The sequence below is a fragment of the Nonomuraea sp. NPDC049695 genome (assembly GCF_040674955.1).
In the GTDB taxonomy this organism is placed as follows: domain Bacteria; phylum Actinomycetota; class Actinomycetes; order Streptosporangiales; family Streptosporangiaceae; genus Nonomuraea; species Nonomuraea helvata.
The window spans coordinates 60,349-74,532 of the sequence record NZ_JBFANV010000024.1 but is presented as its reverse complement, the minus strand read 5'-3'; the positions used below and the strand labels follow the sequence as shown (position 1 = coordinate 74,532).

The 14,184-nt window shown below is 73.1% G+C and carries 15 protein-coding genes; 4 read left to right on the top strand and 11 right to left on the bottom strand.

Translation table 11 applies throughout. From position 1 onward, the window contains the following. Positions 1–11: 11 nt before the first annotated feature. Positions 12–833, top strand: coding sequence for a nucleotidyltransferase domain-containing protein (locus tag AB0J64_RS22140; protein ID WP_364029525.1), 822 nt, complete (start codon positions 12–14; stop codon positions 831–833). 10 nt (positions 834–843) lie between these two features. On the opposite strand, the gene AB0J64_RS22135 is transcribed toward AB0J64_RS22140, so the two are convergent. The 4 genes from AB0J64_RS22135 to AB0J64_RS22120 all read right to left on the bottom strand — a co-directional run bounded on the left by AB0J64_RS22135 (position 844) and on the right by AB0J64_RS22120 (position 6,281). Then, positions 844–1,893 carry a LuxR C-terminal-related transcriptional regulator gene (locus tag AB0J64_RS22135; protein WP_364029523.1) on the bottom strand — a complete coding sequence of 350 codons (1,050 nt, stop codon included), beginning with the start codon at positions 1,891–1,893 and terminating at the stop codon, positions 844–846. Continuing rightward, positions 1,874–2,887 carry a LuxR C-terminal-related transcriptional regulator gene (locus AB0J64_RS22130; protein WP_364029521.1) on the bottom strand — a complete coding sequence of 338 codons (1,014 nt, stop codon included), beginning with the start codon at positions 2,885–2,887 and terminating at the stop codon, positions 1,874–1,876. The genes AB0J64_RS22135 and AB0J64_RS22130 overlap by 20 nt, the downstream gene beginning before the upstream one ends. Positions 2,888–2,968: 81 nt before the next feature. Beyond that, entirely contained in the window at positions 2,969–5,536 is a 2,568-nt protein-coding gene (locus AB0J64_RS22125; RefSeq protein ID WP_364029519.1) for an FtsX-like permease family protein, read from the bottom strand. Positions 5,537–5,540: 4 nt separating this feature from the next. Further along, positions 5,541–6,281 (bottom strand): ABC transporter ATP-binding protein, encoded by a 741-nt coding sequence (locus AB0J64_RS22120; protein WP_364029517.1) that lies wholly within the window; start codon positions 6,279–6,281, stop codon positions 5,541–5,543. A gap of 93 nt (positions 6,282–6,374) precedes the next feature. Between AB0J64_RS22120 and AB0J64_RS22115 the strand changes: the two genes are divergently transcribed. Then, the gene (locus tag AB0J64_RS22115; protein ID WP_364029515.1) at positions 6,375–7,019 is read left to right on the top strand and encodes a response regulator transcription factor; all 645 of its coding nucleotides are present in this window, start codon (positions 6,375–6,377) and stop codon (positions 7,017–7,019) included. A 24-nt stretch (positions 7,020–7,043) separates the two neighbouring features. Here AB0J64_RS22115 and AB0J64_RS22110 read toward each other — a convergent pair whose 3' ends face one another. After that, positions 7,044–8,564 (bottom strand): histidine kinase, encoded by a 1,521-nt coding sequence (locus tag AB0J64_RS22110; RefSeq protein ID WP_364029513.1) that lies wholly within the window; start codon positions 8,562–8,564, stop codon positions 7,044–7,046. A gap of 275 nt (positions 8,565–8,839) precedes the next feature. Here AB0J64_RS22110 and AB0J64_RS22105 point away from each other — a divergent pair, with 275 nt between their 5' ends. Beyond that, on the top strand, positions 8,840–9,715 hold the full coding sequence (locus AB0J64_RS22105) for a TIGR03619 family F420-dependent LLM class oxidoreductase (protein ID WP_364029511.1): 876 nt from the start codon (positions 8,840–8,842) through the stop codon (positions 9,713–9,715). A 223-nt stretch (positions 9,716–9,938) separates the two neighbouring features. On the opposite strand, the gene AB0J64_RS22100 is transcribed toward AB0J64_RS22105, so the two are convergent. The 4 genes from AB0J64_RS22100 to AB0J64_RS22085 form a co-directional block, all read right to left on the bottom strand. Further along, the gene (locus AB0J64_RS22100; protein WP_364029509.1) at positions 9,939–10,310 is read right to left on the bottom strand and encodes a DUF4180 domain-containing protein; all 372 of its coding nucleotides are present in this window, start codon (positions 10,308–10,310) and stop codon (positions 9,939–9,941) included. Between the two features lie 33 nt (positions 10,311–10,343). Further along, positions 10,344–10,745, bottom strand: a complete 402-nt coding sequence (locus AB0J64_RS22095; protein WP_364029507.1) for a helix-turn-helix domain-containing protein — start codon at positions 10,743–10,745, stop codon at positions 10,344–10,346. Positions 10,746–10,789: 44 nt separating this feature from the next. Beyond that, positions 10,790–11,881, bottom strand: coding sequence for a hypothetical protein (locus AB0J64_RS22090; RefSeq protein ID WP_364029505.1), 1,092 nt, complete (start codon positions 11,879–11,881; stop codon positions 10,790–10,792). A 162-nt stretch (positions 11,882–12,043) separates the two neighbouring features. Further along, a complete protein-coding gene (locus AB0J64_RS22085; RefSeq protein WP_364029503.1) occupies positions 12,044–12,313 on the bottom strand; it encodes a hypothetical protein in 270 nt (89 codons plus the stop codon). 93 nt (positions 12,314–12,406) lie between these two features. Between AB0J64_RS22085 and AB0J64_RS22080 the strand changes: the two genes are divergently transcribed. Next, on the top strand, positions 12,407–12,859 hold the full coding sequence (locus AB0J64_RS22080) for a GYD domain-containing protein (protein WP_364029501.1): 453 nt from the start codon (positions 12,407–12,409) through the stop codon (positions 12,857–12,859). A gap of 83 nt (positions 12,860–12,942) precedes the next feature. Here AB0J64_RS22080 and AB0J64_RS22075 read toward each other — a convergent pair whose 3' ends face one another. Together AB0J64_RS22075 and AB0J64_RS22070 are read right to left on the bottom strand one after the other, a co-directional pair. Then, positions 12,943–13,698, bottom strand: coding sequence for an alpha/beta fold hydrolase (locus tag AB0J64_RS22075; protein ID WP_364029499.1), 756 nt, complete (start codon positions 13,696–13,698; stop codon positions 12,943–12,945). 62 nt (positions 13,699–13,760) lie between these two features. After that, on the bottom strand, positions 13,761–14,147 hold the full coding sequence (locus AB0J64_RS22070; protein ID WP_364029497.1) for a MerR family transcriptional regulator: 387 nt from the start codon (positions 14,145–14,147) through the stop codon (positions 13,761–13,763). Between the last annotated feature and the right edge of the window lie 37 nt (positions 14,148–14,184).

Genomic DNA, 14,184 nt, shown 5'->3' with positions numbered 1-14,184 from the left:
CTGTTCGCCTTGTGCAGAATCCGGATATCGACGCCATCGCCGCCCGACTCACCGAGGTCCCCGGCGTGGTGGCCGTCGTACTCGGCGGCAGCCGGGCACGCGGCACGCACCGCCCCGACTCCGACATCGACCTGGGCCTCTACTACCGGGGCCCGCTCGACGTGGCCGGCCTGCGGGCGCTGGCGCGCGAGGTGACGGGCGAGCCGACCGAGGTGACCGAGCCGGGCGGCTGGGGGCCGTGGGTGGACGGCGGCGGCTGGCTCACCGTGGAGGGATGGCGGGTGGACTGGATCTACCGCGACCTCGACCGCGTCCGCCGCATCTGGGGCGACTGCCGTGAGGGCCGCTACGAGATCGGCTTCCAGAACGGACACCCGCTCGGCTTCTACTCCCACGCCTACGCCGGCGAGGTCGCCCTGTGCAAGGTCCTCTCCGACCCCACCGGCGAGCTGTCGGCGCTGCGGGGGGAGGTGTCGAAGGAGTACCCGCCGCCGCTGCGGGAGGCCCTCGTCCGGGGGCTGGGGCAGGCCGACTTCGCTCTGACCATCGCCCGGTACGGCGCCTCCGGCCAGGACCCGGTGTACGCGGCCGGGGCCGTCTTCCGCGCGATCGGCGTCGTCTGCCACGCCCTGCACGCCGCCGACGGCGCCTGGCTGATCAACGAGAAGGGCATGGTCGCCTCGGCCGCCAGGCTTCCGTCCGCGCCCGCCGGCTTCGCGGAACGCGCGCAGGCGCTGCTGGCCGCCGTCGGAGGCACCCGGGAGGAGATCGGGCGCACCGTCGACGAAGCCGTGCGCCTGGTGGCGGACGTACGTGCCGCCTGCGGTCACTGAAAACCCCCGGTCACTCCGTGGCCGGGGGATGGCGGAAGGCCGCCTGGACGCCCGCCTGGAAGCGGGTGTGGGCGCCGAGCCTGCTCGTCAGGTCCGCGATGCGGCGCTCCGCCGTGCGGTGGCTGATGCCGAGCTGGCGGGCGATGGCCTCGTCGGTGAGACCGGCGAGCAGCAGGGCGATCAGCCGCTCGTCGTCCTGGCCGGGCTGACGGGCGCGGGACGGCGGCGACGCGCCGGGGGCCGGCGGCTGCAGGCCCAGGGGCAGCGCTCGCTGCCACAGCCCCTCGAAGAGCCTGCTCAACGCCTGGAGCAGGCCGGACGGGTGGACGATGAGCGCGGCGTCGGCGTCGGGGTCGTCGGGCTGGTGCCGCAGGAGCAGCAGCGCGAACCGGTCGTCCATGAGGTAGAGCTTCATGGGCAGGCTGGGCAGCACCCGAGCCTGCTGGCCCGCCTCGATCATCGTCTCGATCTGGCGCAGTGCCCCGATCCGGTCCACGAACGCCCGCTCGTAGATGATGCGTACGGTGACGCCTCGGGCGAGCAGCTCGTGCTGCGCGGCCACGCTGCCCGGCGGGTCGAAGTAGGGCGGCTTGGAGAAGACGCGCAACTGGTGCGACGCCCCGCGCTGGATCTGCGCCTGCCGCTGCTGCACCGCCCGGTGGCCGGTGACGACCTCGACGACGACCGGAGGCGCGTCCTCGGTGACGCGGCGCTGGTAGGCGCGCTCGAGCTCGGCGGCGTGCTCGCGGGCCTGGGCCAGCTGCCGTTCCGCCGTGACCAGGAGGACGTCGAGGGCGACCTCCGGGGCGACGGCCGCATAACGCGGCGGTTCGTCGGTGGACCTGGTGACCAGCCCCTTGGCCTCCAGCGTCCCGAGCAGCCCGGGCAGGACCTCCGGACGCAGCCCGGCCGCCGCTCCCAGTGACGCCACCCGGGCCGGAGTCGCCGGCGAGGAGTCGACGAGCAGCTCGTACACCGCCTCCTCGTCCGGTGTGAGCCCGGCCGCGCCGAGCGCGTGCCGGGCTCTGCCGCCGGGGCCGTCATGTGGTGGTCGCGTCATCCTGCGAGCTCTTCTCGTCGGTCAGCCACCCGCGCAGGACGGCCTGGTAGCCGGCCTGGAAGCGGGTCTGGGCGTCCAGCTGGATCATCATCGCGCGTACGTGGCGGCGTACCGTGCGGTCGCTCCATCCGAGGTGGGCCGCGATCGCCTTGTCCGTCTGGCCCGCCACGAGCCGGGCGAGCAGGTCCCGCTGCGCGCCGGTCGGGCTCGTGGTCTCCGCCAGCTGCGCGCGTCCGTGGCTGATGTGCAGCGGCACCGCCCGCTCCCAGTACATCTCGAACAGCGCCGTCAGCGCGTCGAGCAGCGTCGAGTCGTGCACGACGAGCGCGGACTCGACCATCTGCAGGTCGTGGCGGAGCGGCACGAGCCCCATGGGATAGTCGCTGAGCACCAGCTTCATGGGTACGTCGCCGACCCGGACCTGCTCGCCGGCGGCGATGTAGCCGGCGATGGCCTGAAGGGTCCCGCGTACCTCGATGGCGCGCCTGTCGTACACGACCCGGTAGTCGACGCCGCGGCTCAGCAGGTCGAACTCCTGGGTGTTGCCACCCACCACGCCCGCGTACGGCGGCGCGTCGAACATGCGGATCTCCTTGCGCGTGCCGCGCTGGAGCTGTTCGAAACGGCGCAGCACCGCCTCCCGCCCGATGACCACCTCCACCAGGCCGCCGGACTCCTGCGCGGCCGTGGTCCGGTGGTAGCGCGTGGCGAGCTGGCCGACGCGCAGCCGCGCCTCGGCCAGCTCGCGGGCCCGCTCGCGGATCAGCGCGTCCAGCCCCATCTCGGGCGGGACGACGACGAACCGGGGCGGGTCCTCGGGGAGCAGGGCGATCAGTCCGAGCTCCTCGAGCCTGACGGCGACGGCGCCGGTCAGCCCAGGAGGCAGGTGCTGGGCGGCGAGCCGGTCCAGCTCTTCGAGGGTGACGGGGGAGTGCTCCACCAGCGCCTCGTAGAGGTCCTGCTCGGCCGCGGACAGGCCGAGAACGCGCAGCATGCCATCCATGATCGCCCACTGCCGCGGGCCCGCGCCGTCCTTTCCCGTCATTGTCGGAAAAAGGACAACACATCTCCCACGTCACTCGCGGGCGCCGCCCAGGGCGTCGATCGGGCGGGAGAGCAGCGCCATCCCTGACGCCAGCACGCTGGTCGCCAACCCCATGGCGGCGACCCCCGCCAGCACCAGCGGGTAGAGCGGCATCGGCAGTCCGGACAGCCACATCGTCCCGGACAGTGCCCCGTTGGCCCCGGCCAGCGCGACGCAGGCGATCACCGTGCCCACGACCGCACCGATCAGCAGCACGATCCCCGTCTCCCAGCCGATCATCCGGACGATCTGGCGGCGGCTCGCCCCGACGGCCCGCAGCAGCGCGAACTCCCTGGCCCTCGCCGCGGTCCCCATGACCAGCGTGTTCACCAGAGACACCGCCGTGAACGACACCAGCACGGCGAGCACCAGGTAGGTCCCGGTGACGTTCCGCGCGATCGACGTCTCGGCGGCTCCCGCGTACTCGTCCCGGCCCAGCACCCGCACGGCGGGCTGCTCCCTCTCGAGGGCGGCCAGCGCACGGTCCAGCTCGCCGAGGTGCCCCGGACGGGCGCGAACCAGGACGGCGGTGTCGAGCTCCGGCCCCGCCCCGGTCCGGGGGAGCACGACGTCGGCGAAGCCGAGCGCCCGGTCGAAGACGGCGCCCACGCGCAGGTCGACGGGACTGCCGTCGGCCAGCCACCCGTGGAAGCGGGACCCGACGTGCCAGCCGTGCTCGCCGGCGTGGGTGCGGCTGACCGCGACGGTCCCCGCCTCCTTGACGGCGGCCAGCGAGCCCTCGAGGACCCGCAGGTCGAGCACCTTGCCGATGGTGTCGGGGTCCACCAGCTGCGCGGGCAGCGTGTCGGGCGTCCCGAGGACGTACGAGGAGAACGCGGTCGCGCGCGTGGCGGAGACCGTCTCGGCGCCGTCCAGCCGCCGGGCCGCGTCCGCGACGTCGGGAGGCAGGCCCGGGCCGTTCCGCGGCACCAGGACCCGGTCCGCGACGACCCGCTCCCGGCCCTGGGCCGCGGTGGTGTCGTTGAGGACGGCGGTCACCAGGAGCGCGTATCCGGCCATGGCCACGCTGATCATGATGGCGGCCGCGCCGGACGACACCCTGCGGATCGCGGCGGCCGAGCTGGCGTGCGCCAGCCAGCCGGTCGTCCGCGTGACGGCGCTGACGACCGCCCCGGCCGGGCGTTCGAGCAGCCGCGTCAGGACCGGGGACAGCAGCCCGGCCGAGGCCATGAACAGGATGACCACCAGGGCCAGGAAGGCGACGCCGACCTCGCCGCCGAGGTGCTGGCTGAGCGCCAGGATCGCGCCCCCGCCGCCCAGGGTGAGCAGCGCGAGGATCAGGCGTGGCCAGGTCATGATCCGCCGTGGCATGGCGGCCTCCTGCAGCGCCTCGGCCGGGCGTACCCGGGCCGCCTGCCGTACCGCGGTGAGGGCCGACAGCAGCGTCAGGAGCAGCCCGGCGCCCCCACCGGCGATCAGCGGCAGCGCGCCCGTCACCACGACGAACTCCGGGGGCGCGAGTTCGCGCGCGACCAGCACGGCGCGCAGCAGCCGCGCCAGCGGGACGGCCAGCGCGTATCCGGGCAGGGCGGCCAGCAGCGCCACCACGATCGCCTCTCCGGCGATCATGCGCCTGATCTGCCCCGGAGTCGTGCCGATGGCCCGGAGCAGCGCGATCTCGCGGCGGCGTTGCAGGATCGACAGGCCGAAGGTGCCGCCGATGACGAAGACGGCGAGGAAGCCGCCGATCCCGGCCATCGGCCCGAACAAGTCCGTCGAGTACTCCAGCTTCTCGGCCGTCTCAGGCGCCCCCGCCCGTGCCCGGTCGTCCCCGGTGAGCACCTGCGTACGGGCAGACCGGTCTGACGTCTCGGGCAGGCGCCGCAGGCGGTTCGCCAGGTCGGCGGCGGAGGTTCCCGGCCGGGCGAGCACTCCGGCGAAGTCGGCCGCGCCTTGCGAGCCGGACAGCCGGGCGGCGGTCCGTTCGGTGAAGAAGAGCGCCGACTGCGACGGCAGCCCGGCACGCCCCGTGGCCGGCCGGGCGACGCCGCTGACCCGGAAGCGCCGGGTGCCCGCCACGGTCACGACCCGGACCTCGTCCCCTGGGCGGACGGAGGAGCGCCGCGCCAGGTCGGCGTCGAGCACCACCTCGTCGTCCGTGCCCGGGGCCCGCCCGGCGGCCAGTGTGAACGGGGTGAGCCGCGCCACCGGCCAGCCGTGCCCCCATGACGGCCCGCCGCCCGGCCCCGCCAGCGTCGCCCCGTGCCGGTCCACCGCCTGCGCGTAGAACGGCGTGTCGGCGACGACCGCCTCGACACCGGGAACGGCGCCCAGCTCCGCCAGCCGCGCCGCCGTCAGCCTGGACCGCTCCAGCGGCACGTCCTCCACGTCGTCACCGGAGCCGATGTGCAGGTCAGGATCGGCGCGTACGACGGCGGCCGTGGCCCCGAACCGGTCCACCGCGGGCGTCGCGCTCACCCCCGACTGGATCATCATGAAACAGGCCGAGATCAGCGCCACCGCCACCAGGACGGAGGCGAACGACCCGGCGAACCCGATCTTGCGGGTGCGGATGGTGCTCAGCGTGAGACGCAGCATGCCGTCACCCGCCGAGGCGCGTCAGCCGCGCGGCGACCTGGTCGGCGCCGGGCCGGTCCATGCTGTCGACGATCGAGCCGTCGGCCAGGAAGAGCACCTGGTCGGCGTAGGAGGCGGCGACGGGGTCGTGGGTGACCATCACCAGGGTCTGGCCGAGCGTGTCGACGACCTCCCTGAGCAGGCCGAGGATCTCCCGGCCCGTGGCGATGTCGAGGGCGCCCGTCGGCTCGTCGCCGAACACCACGGCCGGCCGGGTGATCAGCGCGCGGGCGATCGCCACCCGCTGCTGCTGCCCGCCCGACATCTCCGTGGGCCGGTGGCCGATCCGCTGGCTCAGCCCGGTGCGCTTGACCAGGTCCTCCAGCCAGTCCTTGTCGGCGCGGCGCCCCGCCAGCCGCAGCGGCAGCGTGATGTTCTGCCGCGCGGTCAGCGCGGGGATGAGGTTGAACGACTGGAACACGAAACCGATGCGGTCGCGGCGCAGCTTGGTCAGCCGCGACTCGCTCATCGTGGCCAGGTCGGTCTCGCCCAGCAGCACCTGGCCGGAGGTCGGCCGGTCGAGGCCCGCCGCGCACTGCAGCAGGGTGCTCTTGCCCGATCCCGACGGGCCCATGATCGCGGTGAAGGTGCCGGCCCTCAGACCGACGGACACGCCGCGCAGCGCCGCCACGGCGCTCTTGCCGCGGCCGAAACGCCTGGTCACCTCTATCAGCCTGACGGCCGCCGAGGAGTCGAAGTCTTTCACCCTGAAAGGCTGGCAACGCCAGGACCGGTTGCCCACCGGGCGGTCCCCCAAACCGCTCAGGGTTAACCCCGAAAAGCTAGGCTATGGCGCACTATGCGCGTCGTGCTCGCTGAGGACAGTGTGTTGTTCAGGCAGGGGCTGGCCAGGTTGCTCGGCGACTGCGGCGTGACGGTCAGCGCGGAGGCCGGTGACGCCCCGGCGCTGCTCGCGGCGGTCCGGGCCGACCCGCCCGACGTCGTCGTCGTGGACGTACGGATGCCGCCCGGCTTCAACGCCGAGGGACTGGAGGCGGCCCACCGCATCCGCAGGGAGCACCCGGGGGTGGGCGTGCTGGTGCTGTCGAACCACATCGAGGCGCAGCACGCGATCGCTCTGCTGGGCGAGGACGCCCGCGGGGTCGGCTACCTGCTCAAGGACCGGGTCGCCGACGTCACCGAGCTGACCGACGCGCTCAAGCGGGTGCGCGACGGGGCCACGGTGATCGACCCGGACGTCGTCCAGCGGCTCGTCGGCAGGCGGCGCGTGAACGGACCCGTCGCGCGGCTCAGCGACCGGGAGCGGGAGGTGCTCGCGCTGATGGCCGAGGGCCGCTCCAACCAGGCGATCAGCCACCGCCTGCACCTGAGCCCCAAGACGGTCGAGACGCACGTGCACAACATCTTCGTCCGGCTGGGGCTGGCCGCGACGGAGGACGACCACCGCCGCGTCCTGGCCGTCCTGGCCTACCTGCGGGCATGACGGCTTCTCCTTGAGCGGCGGCCGTCAGCTCCCCTTGAGCGGGATCTCGGCGGTCACGCGGGTGCCCTGGCCGGGCGGGCTGTGCACGCGCAGGGTGCCGTCGAGCGCCGCCACGCGATCGGCCAGACCGCGCAGGCCCGTCCCGGCCTCCGCTCGCGCGCCGCCCCTCCCGTCGTCCCCGACCTCCAGCAGGAGGATCCCGTCGCGTACGACGGCGCTGATCGTCGCCTTGGACGCGCCGGCGTGCTTGGCCACGTTGGCGAGCGCCTCCGCGGCGGCGAAGTAGGCGGCCTGCTCGGCCTCGGGCGGCAGCCGCCCGTCCGGCGCCTCCTCCACCACGGCGGGGACGGGCGAGCGCTCCGCGAGCGAGCGCAGCGCGGCGGCCAGCCCCGCCTGGGACAGGATGGCCGGGTGGATGCCGCCCGCCAGCTCGCGCAGCTCGGCCAGGGCCGCGCGCAGGCCCGTCACCGCCTCGTCGAGCAGGCCCGCCACCTCGGCATCGGCGTTGCGGAGCCGGGCGCGCCCGAGCAGCACGGCGAGCCCGGCCAGCCGCTGCTGGGCTCCGTCGTGCAGGTTGCGCTCGATCCGCCGGCGTTCGGCGTCGCCGGCGGCGACGATGCGGGCCCTGGACGCGCGGACCTCCGCGAGCTGGGCGGCCAGCTCGGCCCGCATGCGCTCGTTCTCCACGACCAGCCGGGCGATGGCCGCCGCCGACCGCACCGGCTCAGGGTCGAGGTCCAGCGCGGGGTCATAGAGCAGCACGGCCGCGGGCTCCCCGTCGATCTCCAGGTACGCGGCGGACCGCGTGCCCGGGACGGTGAGCGGGTCGCCCGCCGTGCCCGCGTACCCGTCGCCCGTCCGGTAGCCGAGCCGCAGCGTCGGGTCGCGCAGCACGCTGGCGAGCGTCGCCTCCAGGGCGCCCGGTGACGGGCCGAGCCGGTCGGCCAGCCGCGCCACCGCCGCCTGGTCCAGCCGGGCGCGGACCAGCCCCGCCAGCACTCCCAGCGGCCAGAGCACCAGCGTGAGGAGTTGCAGCCCGTGCAGGACGGCCTGGAGATCGGGGTCGGCGGCGTCCGGCCACAGGTAGACGGCCTGCCGCGTCCAGGTGGCGAGCAGCATCAGGCCGCCGGCCAGCGCGACGGGGGCGAACGTGTGGCGGCGCGGCGCGGGCAGCCGGACCAGCCAGCGCCAGGCGAGCATCGCCGTCAGCGCGAGCCCGAACAGCCACAGGAACACGGCGACGGCGGCGATCAGCGGCCGTGACAGGCTCTCGCCGCCGGGCACCAGCGGCAGGCAGGTGCAGCTGCCGTCGCCCAGCCGGCCGAACCGCAGCCAGACGGCCAGCGCCTGCGCCATGCCGAGATACAGGACGAGCACCGTGGCCCGCTGCCCGCGCCCGACGGCCCTGCCTTCCGGCATGACCAGCACGACGTGCGCGAGCATCGTCAGCGCCAGCCACCCGATGACGTTTCCCGCCAGTACGGACCAGCGCTCGTCGAGGTAGTTGACCCCCGAGAACAGCAGGCAGAGCCCGGCTCCGGTCATCAGCCCGCCGGAGCGGCCGGCGGGCTGCCTGGCCCTGACGACGAGGCCGACGGCGACGAACGACCAGCCGCCCGCCAGGCCCAGCGCGAGCAGGGGCAGCTGGGGGAGCGACGGCGGCCCGGGGTGGATCAGCCCGAAGAAGAGGTCACCGGCTGTCGCGAGCAGGGCCAGGGCGAGGACGGCGGTCTGGAAGATCCACTCACTTTAGCGGCCGCGGCGCGCCCCCCGGCACATGGTCGAGCCACGGTCCGGGCGCCCTGGTCTAACCTGGGTCGATGCGACTTGGCGTGAACGTCCCCAACTTCGGCCCCGGCACCGATCCCGACGTGCTGCGGCGGTGGGCGCAGACGGTCGAAGGGCTCGGGTTCGACCTGCTCATGGTCTCCGACCACGTGGTGATCACCCCCGACGTGGCCGAGCAGTATCCGGCGCCCTTCTACGAGCCGTTCACGACGCTCTCCTGGCTCGCCGGCATCACCTCGGGGATCGGTCTCGGCACCACCGTCATCCTCGTGCCGTACCGTCATCCGCTCCTGGTGGCCCGCATGGCGGCCAACCTCAACGACCTCAGCGGCGGGCGGCTCGTGCTCGGCGTGGGGGTCGGGTGGGCGCGGCAGGAGTTCGAGGCGCTCGGGGCGGCGTACGAGCGGCGCGGCAAGGTGACCGACGAGTACCTCGCCGCCATCCGCGCCGCCTGGGCCGACGAGCACGACTACCGCTCCGGCGGCGTGCCGATCTGGGTGGGCGGCGGCAGCGAGGCGGCCCTGCGCAGGGCCGTACGGTACGGCGACGCGTGGCACCCCCTGCGCAACAGCGTCGCCTGGCTGCGCGAGACGTGGTCGCGCGTGCAGGACATCGCCGCCGAGCAGGGCCGCCCGGCGCCCGCCCTGGCGCCCAGGATCCTGCTGCGGATCACGGACTCGCCGCCGGAGGAGCGGCGCGCGGGGGAGGGCACGATCGACCAGGTGATGGCGGACCTGGAGGAGCTGCGGCTGCTCGGCGCGGAGACCGTCGTCCTCGACCCGTTCCATCGGGACCCGGAGGAGACTCTGCGCCCGGAGGCGGCCTGGGAGATGCTCGCCGCCGTGGCCGCCCGCCGTCCCCGGACGGACCCTTCCTCTCAGGCCGCGGCGCCCGTCAAGAACGGCTGAGAAAATCCTCGGGCCGGTTGCCGATCCGTGCCGCCCGCGTTCGACGCGTCGGCAGGAACCGATTGCCGGCCCTGAGGAGATCACCGCCGCGGGCGGCCACGCGGAGGCCGCCGTGCTGGCCGCGCTCGACAGGCCGCGCTCCAGGGCGTGCTGCAGGGATGGGCGTCCCTGTGGATGACGCGCCGTTCCGCCCAGCGTCGCCGAGACGGCCGCGTTCCTCGTCTCAGACCGGGCCGCCGGCGGGATGTTCGCGAGCTGACCGCCGTGCCGCCAGCTCCTCCAGGTCGCCGACGAACCAGATGTGGGCGCCCCGGTTCGACTCGAGCACCCAGTCGCGCAGCGCGGAGCTGGCGGCGGTGAAGCGGGAGACGTCGCCCACGATGGCCAGGCCGACGCGGTAGTTGACGAACTTCTGCGCGAACTCGCCCGCCACGCCGGTGCGCAGCGCGAAGAAGTCGTCGTGGAGCCGCTCGGCCGGGACGGCCACCCAGGTAGCGCCCCTGCCGAAGGCCTCGCCGAGGAGGTCGAGCGCGTCGCTGCTCTCGCGCAGCGGCTCGCCGTGCGGCTCGCAGACGTACACACTGTCGTCAGGCATCCTGCAACTCCATGTTCTCGATGTGCGGGGGCGTCAATCGCGGACCAGCGCGTCCACGATGCGCAGGACCTGGGCGCTCTCCTCCAGCCCGCCCAGCACGATGACCTTCAGGTGAGCGCGCTCCTCGTCGTAGGCGAACTCCACGCGCAGGCCGTGCGGGCGGCTCGCCAGGGAGGCCAGGACCATCGTGCTGACCCGGTCCATGTCGGCCCTGGTGATGCCGTCGATCTGCACGATGCTGGACACCTCGGCGCGGCGGGGCGCGGCGGGAACGCCGACCGGCAGGCCCGCGAAGGCCGCGAGGTCGTCCTTGGCGATGCGGTACCGCTTGCCGACGCGCACGGCGGGCAGCCGCCCGTCCCGTACGTAGTTGCGGACGGTCTTGACGTGCAGCCCCAGCAGCGCCGCAGCCTGTTCGACGGTGTATTGCTCCATATCGCTCCCTATAGTGGCACAGCAAAGGGAGTGATAGGGAGCGATCAGGGGCTGACCGCCAGGAAGAGGAACGAGGCGAACAGCACCAGGTGCACCCCGCTCTGGAGCAGGGTCGCCCGCCCCGGCACCACCGTGAGCGTGGAGACCACGACCGTCAGGGCGAGCAGCACCATGTGGGTGCCTCCGAGGCCGAGCAGCAGCGGCCCGTCCAGAAAGATCGACGCCACCGCGATGGCCGGGATGGTCAGCCCGATGCTGGCCATCGCCGACCCGAGCGCCAGGTTGAGGCTGATCTGCACCTGGTCGCGCCTGGCCGCGCGGATGGCGGCGATGGTCTCGGGCAGCAGCACCAGCAGCGCGATGACCACGCCCACCACGGCCTGCGGCAGCCCGGCCGCCGACACGGCCGTCTCGATCACGGGTGACTCCACCTTCGCCAGGCCGACCACGGACACCAGCGCGACCAGCAACATCCCGAGACTGGTCAGCGTGGTGCGCCCCGAGGGCCGCGGGGCGTGCTCCTCGTCGGTGGGCGGCCGGCCCTCCGCCTGGACGGGCAGGAAGTAGTCACGGTGGCGTACGGTCTGCGTCAGCACGAACAGCCCGTACAGCGCGAGCGACACCACCGCCGCGAACCCGAGCTGCGCGGGGGAGAAGGCCGGCCCCCTCGCGCTCGTCGTGAACGTGGGCAGCACCAGGCTCAGCGTGCTCAGCGTGGCCACGGTGGCCAGCGCCGTGCCGGTGCCCTCCGCGTTGAACGCCGCGATCCGCCGTTTGAGCGTGGCGGTGAGCAACGACAGCCCGACGATCCCGTTGCAGGTGATCATCACCGCCGCGAACACGGTGTCGCGCGCCAGCGCCCCCGTCTGCGTGCCACCGGAGATCATGAGACTGACGATGAGCGCCACCTCGATCACCGTCACGGCCACGGCCAGCACCAATGACCCGAACGGCTCGCCGACGCGGTGGGCGATGACCTCCGCGTGGTGTACGGCGGCCAGCACGGCCCCGGCCAGCAGCAGGGCCAGGAGGATCACCAGGACGACTGGCAGCTCGCGCCCCCACGAGCCCACGAGGGCGAGCAGGGCCAGCCCCGGAATGACAACGGTCCACCACTTCGCGACATCACGGATCATAGGCAGTACGCGGTCCCATCTTTCGGTGTGTTTTACACCGATCATGCCCTGAGATCCGTTTTTAGGGGAAATGAAGGTGACGTACGTCTCCATGGCCGGGGACAGCGCAAAGCCCGGCCTCCGAAAAGGCCGGGCCGCGTCTTCGGGGATGGAGAGCCCCGGTCAGGCGTGCGCCCCCGCGGGCATACGGCTGGGTTCGCGCTCGCCCATGCGCATGCGCTCCTCCGCCATCGTCTCCTGGCGCGTCTCCTCGAGGTGGAGAGCGGTGCCGAGCGCGAAGAGGGTGGGCGCCCACTGCCCGATGAAGATGCCCCAGCGGTCGGCCCGGTCGATGCCGGCGCGCTCGTAGCTCAGCGAGGCGGCCCAGCTCGCGACCGACAACCCGATCGAGGCCAGCCCCGCCGCGTACATCGTCGTGGACCGGATTCCCATCTTGTGAAGCATTCGAATCATCGGATTCCCCCCTAAATCGCTGTCCCGACCGGGCTACCCGGTGGGGTAGCACAGCACGCGACCGCTCAGTCGATGAAAGCCTCAATCGCGGCAAAACATTGGTCCGTTCCGCTGCGGCCCAGCGGCGGATCCCGTGTCGTCACCGAGTCATTCCCTACCGTGATGTCTGAGCGCGGGAGCGGCGGATACGAGAAGGGTTCAACCATGCCCAAATACCTCATTCAATCGACCTACACTGCGGACGGCGCCAAGGGGGTGCTCCGAGAAGGAGGCACCGGACGGCGCCAGGCAGTGGAGCGCCTGACGGCGAGCGTCGGTGGCCGGGTCGAGCAGATGTACTTCGCGTTCGGCGAGAACGACGTGTACCTCATCGTCGACCTGCCGGACAACGTGACTTCGGCCGCCGTGGCGCTGAACGTGGCGGCGTCCGGCGGCGTGCGGATGAAGACGGTTGTCCTGATGACGCCGGAGGAGATCGACGAGGCCGCGAGGAAGGAGGTGGAGTACCAGTCTCCCGGCGCATGACAGAGGGCCGCACGCGCTCAGCCTGCCGGTCCGTCGGCCTCCGTCGGCCTCCGCCAGCTTGCGTCGGCTTCCGGCAGCTTCCGTCAGCTGAGGAAGTCGGTCAGGACGGGAGCGAGCACCTTCGGTGGGACGTCGTGGAAGCCGCCGGGCAGGCTGCGGTGCCGGGCCCCCGGCACCGTCCGTGCCACCTGCTCCGTGGCGGTGCGCAGCGCCTCCGTGCTGTTCTCGCTGTCGAGGAGGAGCGTGGGCACGGCGACGGAGGCGTACCGGTGGAGCCGGGCCGAGCTCGTGAGCGTGGTGTCGTACACGAGGGTGGGCGCGATGGCCTCGAGCGCGGCACGGAACGGCGCGCCGCGCATCCCGGACACCATCTCGGGCGGCAGGCCGATCCCGAGCTGGAACGCCTCGACCGCCTCGCCCCGCCGCCCGGCCCGTACCAGCTCGTCGAGGCGCCCGACCAGCGCCGCGTCGTCCGTGAGAGGGGGCGGCTCGAACAGCGCCAGCCTGGCGATCCCCGCCACGCGCAGGCTCGCCTCCAGGGCGAGCACCGCGCCCGAGGAGTGCCCGAACACGTACGCGCTGCCGCCCGCGTGCTCGATGAGCGCGGCGAGGTCGTCGATCTCGCGCTCGACCGCGAACGTGTCGGCGTCGCCGCTCTCGCCCCGGCCGCGCCTGTCGTAGGTGTAGACGGTGAAGTCGCCGGTCAGCTCCGGCGCCAGCGCGTCGCACGGGCCCGCGCCCCGGTAGCACATCGCGCCGTCCACCAGGACGATCGCCGGGCCCTCGCCCGCCCGGTCGAAGGCGATGCGGGTGCCGTCGCGGGATGTCACGGTGTTCATCGGTGGTCCTTTCGTACGGTGATGACGCCCAACCGACGAACGGGACCGCTCCCGACAGACACCTATTTCTCCGAATCCAAAAGGCCCGCGGATCGTACGGCGGCGAGGTACGCGTGGATGGCGTCGCGATTGCGGGACAGGCAGTCGATGCGCTGCTGGATGCGGCTCGCCTCGGCCTCGAGGAGTTCGGCCAGCTCGGCGGTGAGACACTGCGGGTGGAGGTGGATCTCGTCGGGCCTGTTCAGGAACGGGAGGATCCGGCGGATGATCTCCGTGGTGAGGCCGGAATCGAGCAGCCCGCGGATCTGCTGGACCCGGTACACGGCCGACTCGGGATACCGGCGGTAGCCGTTGCCGGCCCGGTCGGGGTGCAGGAGGTCCTGCTCCTCGTAGTAGCGGAGCATGCGGGTGGGCACGCCCGTGAGGCGCGACAGTTCCCCGATCTTCATGGCGGGCCTCCCGGCTTGCCTTCACATTGATGTGAAG

Excerpts from the sequence above, each read along its gene's own strand:
- AB0J64_RS22135 (WP_364029523.1), bottom strand. The coding sequence starts at position 1,893 with ATGACGCGACCACCACATGACGGCCCCGGCGGCAGAGCCCGGCACGCG.
- AB0J64_RS22130 (WP_364029521.1), bottom strand. The coding sequence starts at position 2,887 with ATGCTGCGCGTTCTCGGCCTGTCCGCGGCCGAGCAGGACCTCTACGAG.
- AB0J64_RS22125 (WP_364029519.1), bottom strand. The coding sequence starts at position 5,536 with ATGCTGCGTCTCACGCTGAGCACCATCCGCACCCGCAAGATCGGGTTC.
- AB0J64_RS22115 (WP_364029515.1), top strand. The coding sequence starts at position 6,375 with ATGCGCGTCGTGCTCGCTGAGGACAGTGTGTTGTTCAGGCAGGGGCTG.
- AB0J64_RS22110 (WP_364029513.1), bottom strand. The coding sequence starts at position 8,564 with ATGACCGGAGCCGGGCTCTGCCTGCTGTTCTCGGGGGTCAACTACCTC.
- AB0J64_RS22105 (WP_364029511.1), top strand. The coding sequence starts at position 8,840 with ATGCGACTTGGCGTGAACGTCCCCAACTTCGGCCCCGGCACCGATCCC.
- AB0J64_RS22100 (WP_364029509.1), bottom strand. The coding sequence starts at position 10,310 with ATGCCTGACGACAGTGTGTACGTCTGCGAGCCGCACGGCGAGCCGCTG.
- AB0J64_RS22095 (WP_364029507.1), bottom strand. The coding sequence starts at position 10,745 with ATGGAGCAATACACCGTCGAACAGGCTGCGGCGCTGCTGGGGCTGCAC.
- AB0J64_RS22090 (WP_364029505.1), bottom strand. The coding sequence starts at position 11,881 with ATGATCCGTGATGTCGCGAAGTGGTGGACCGTTGTCATTCCGGGGCTG.
- AB0J64_RS22085 (WP_364029503.1), bottom strand. The coding sequence starts at position 12,313 with ATGGGAATCCGGTCCACGACGATGTACGCGGCGGGGCTGGCCTCGATC.
- AB0J64_RS22080 (WP_364029501.1), top strand. The coding sequence starts at position 12,407 with ATGAAAGCCTCAATCGCGGCAAAACATTGGTCCGTTCCGCTGCGGCCC.
- AB0J64_RS22075 (WP_364029499.1), bottom strand. The coding sequence starts at position 13,698 with ATGAACACCGTGACATCCCGCGACGGCACCCGCATCGCCTTCGACCGG.
- AB0J64_RS22070 (WP_364029497.1), bottom strand. The coding sequence starts at position 14,147 with ATGAAGATCGGGGAACTGTCGCGCCTCACGGGCGTGCCCACCCGCATG.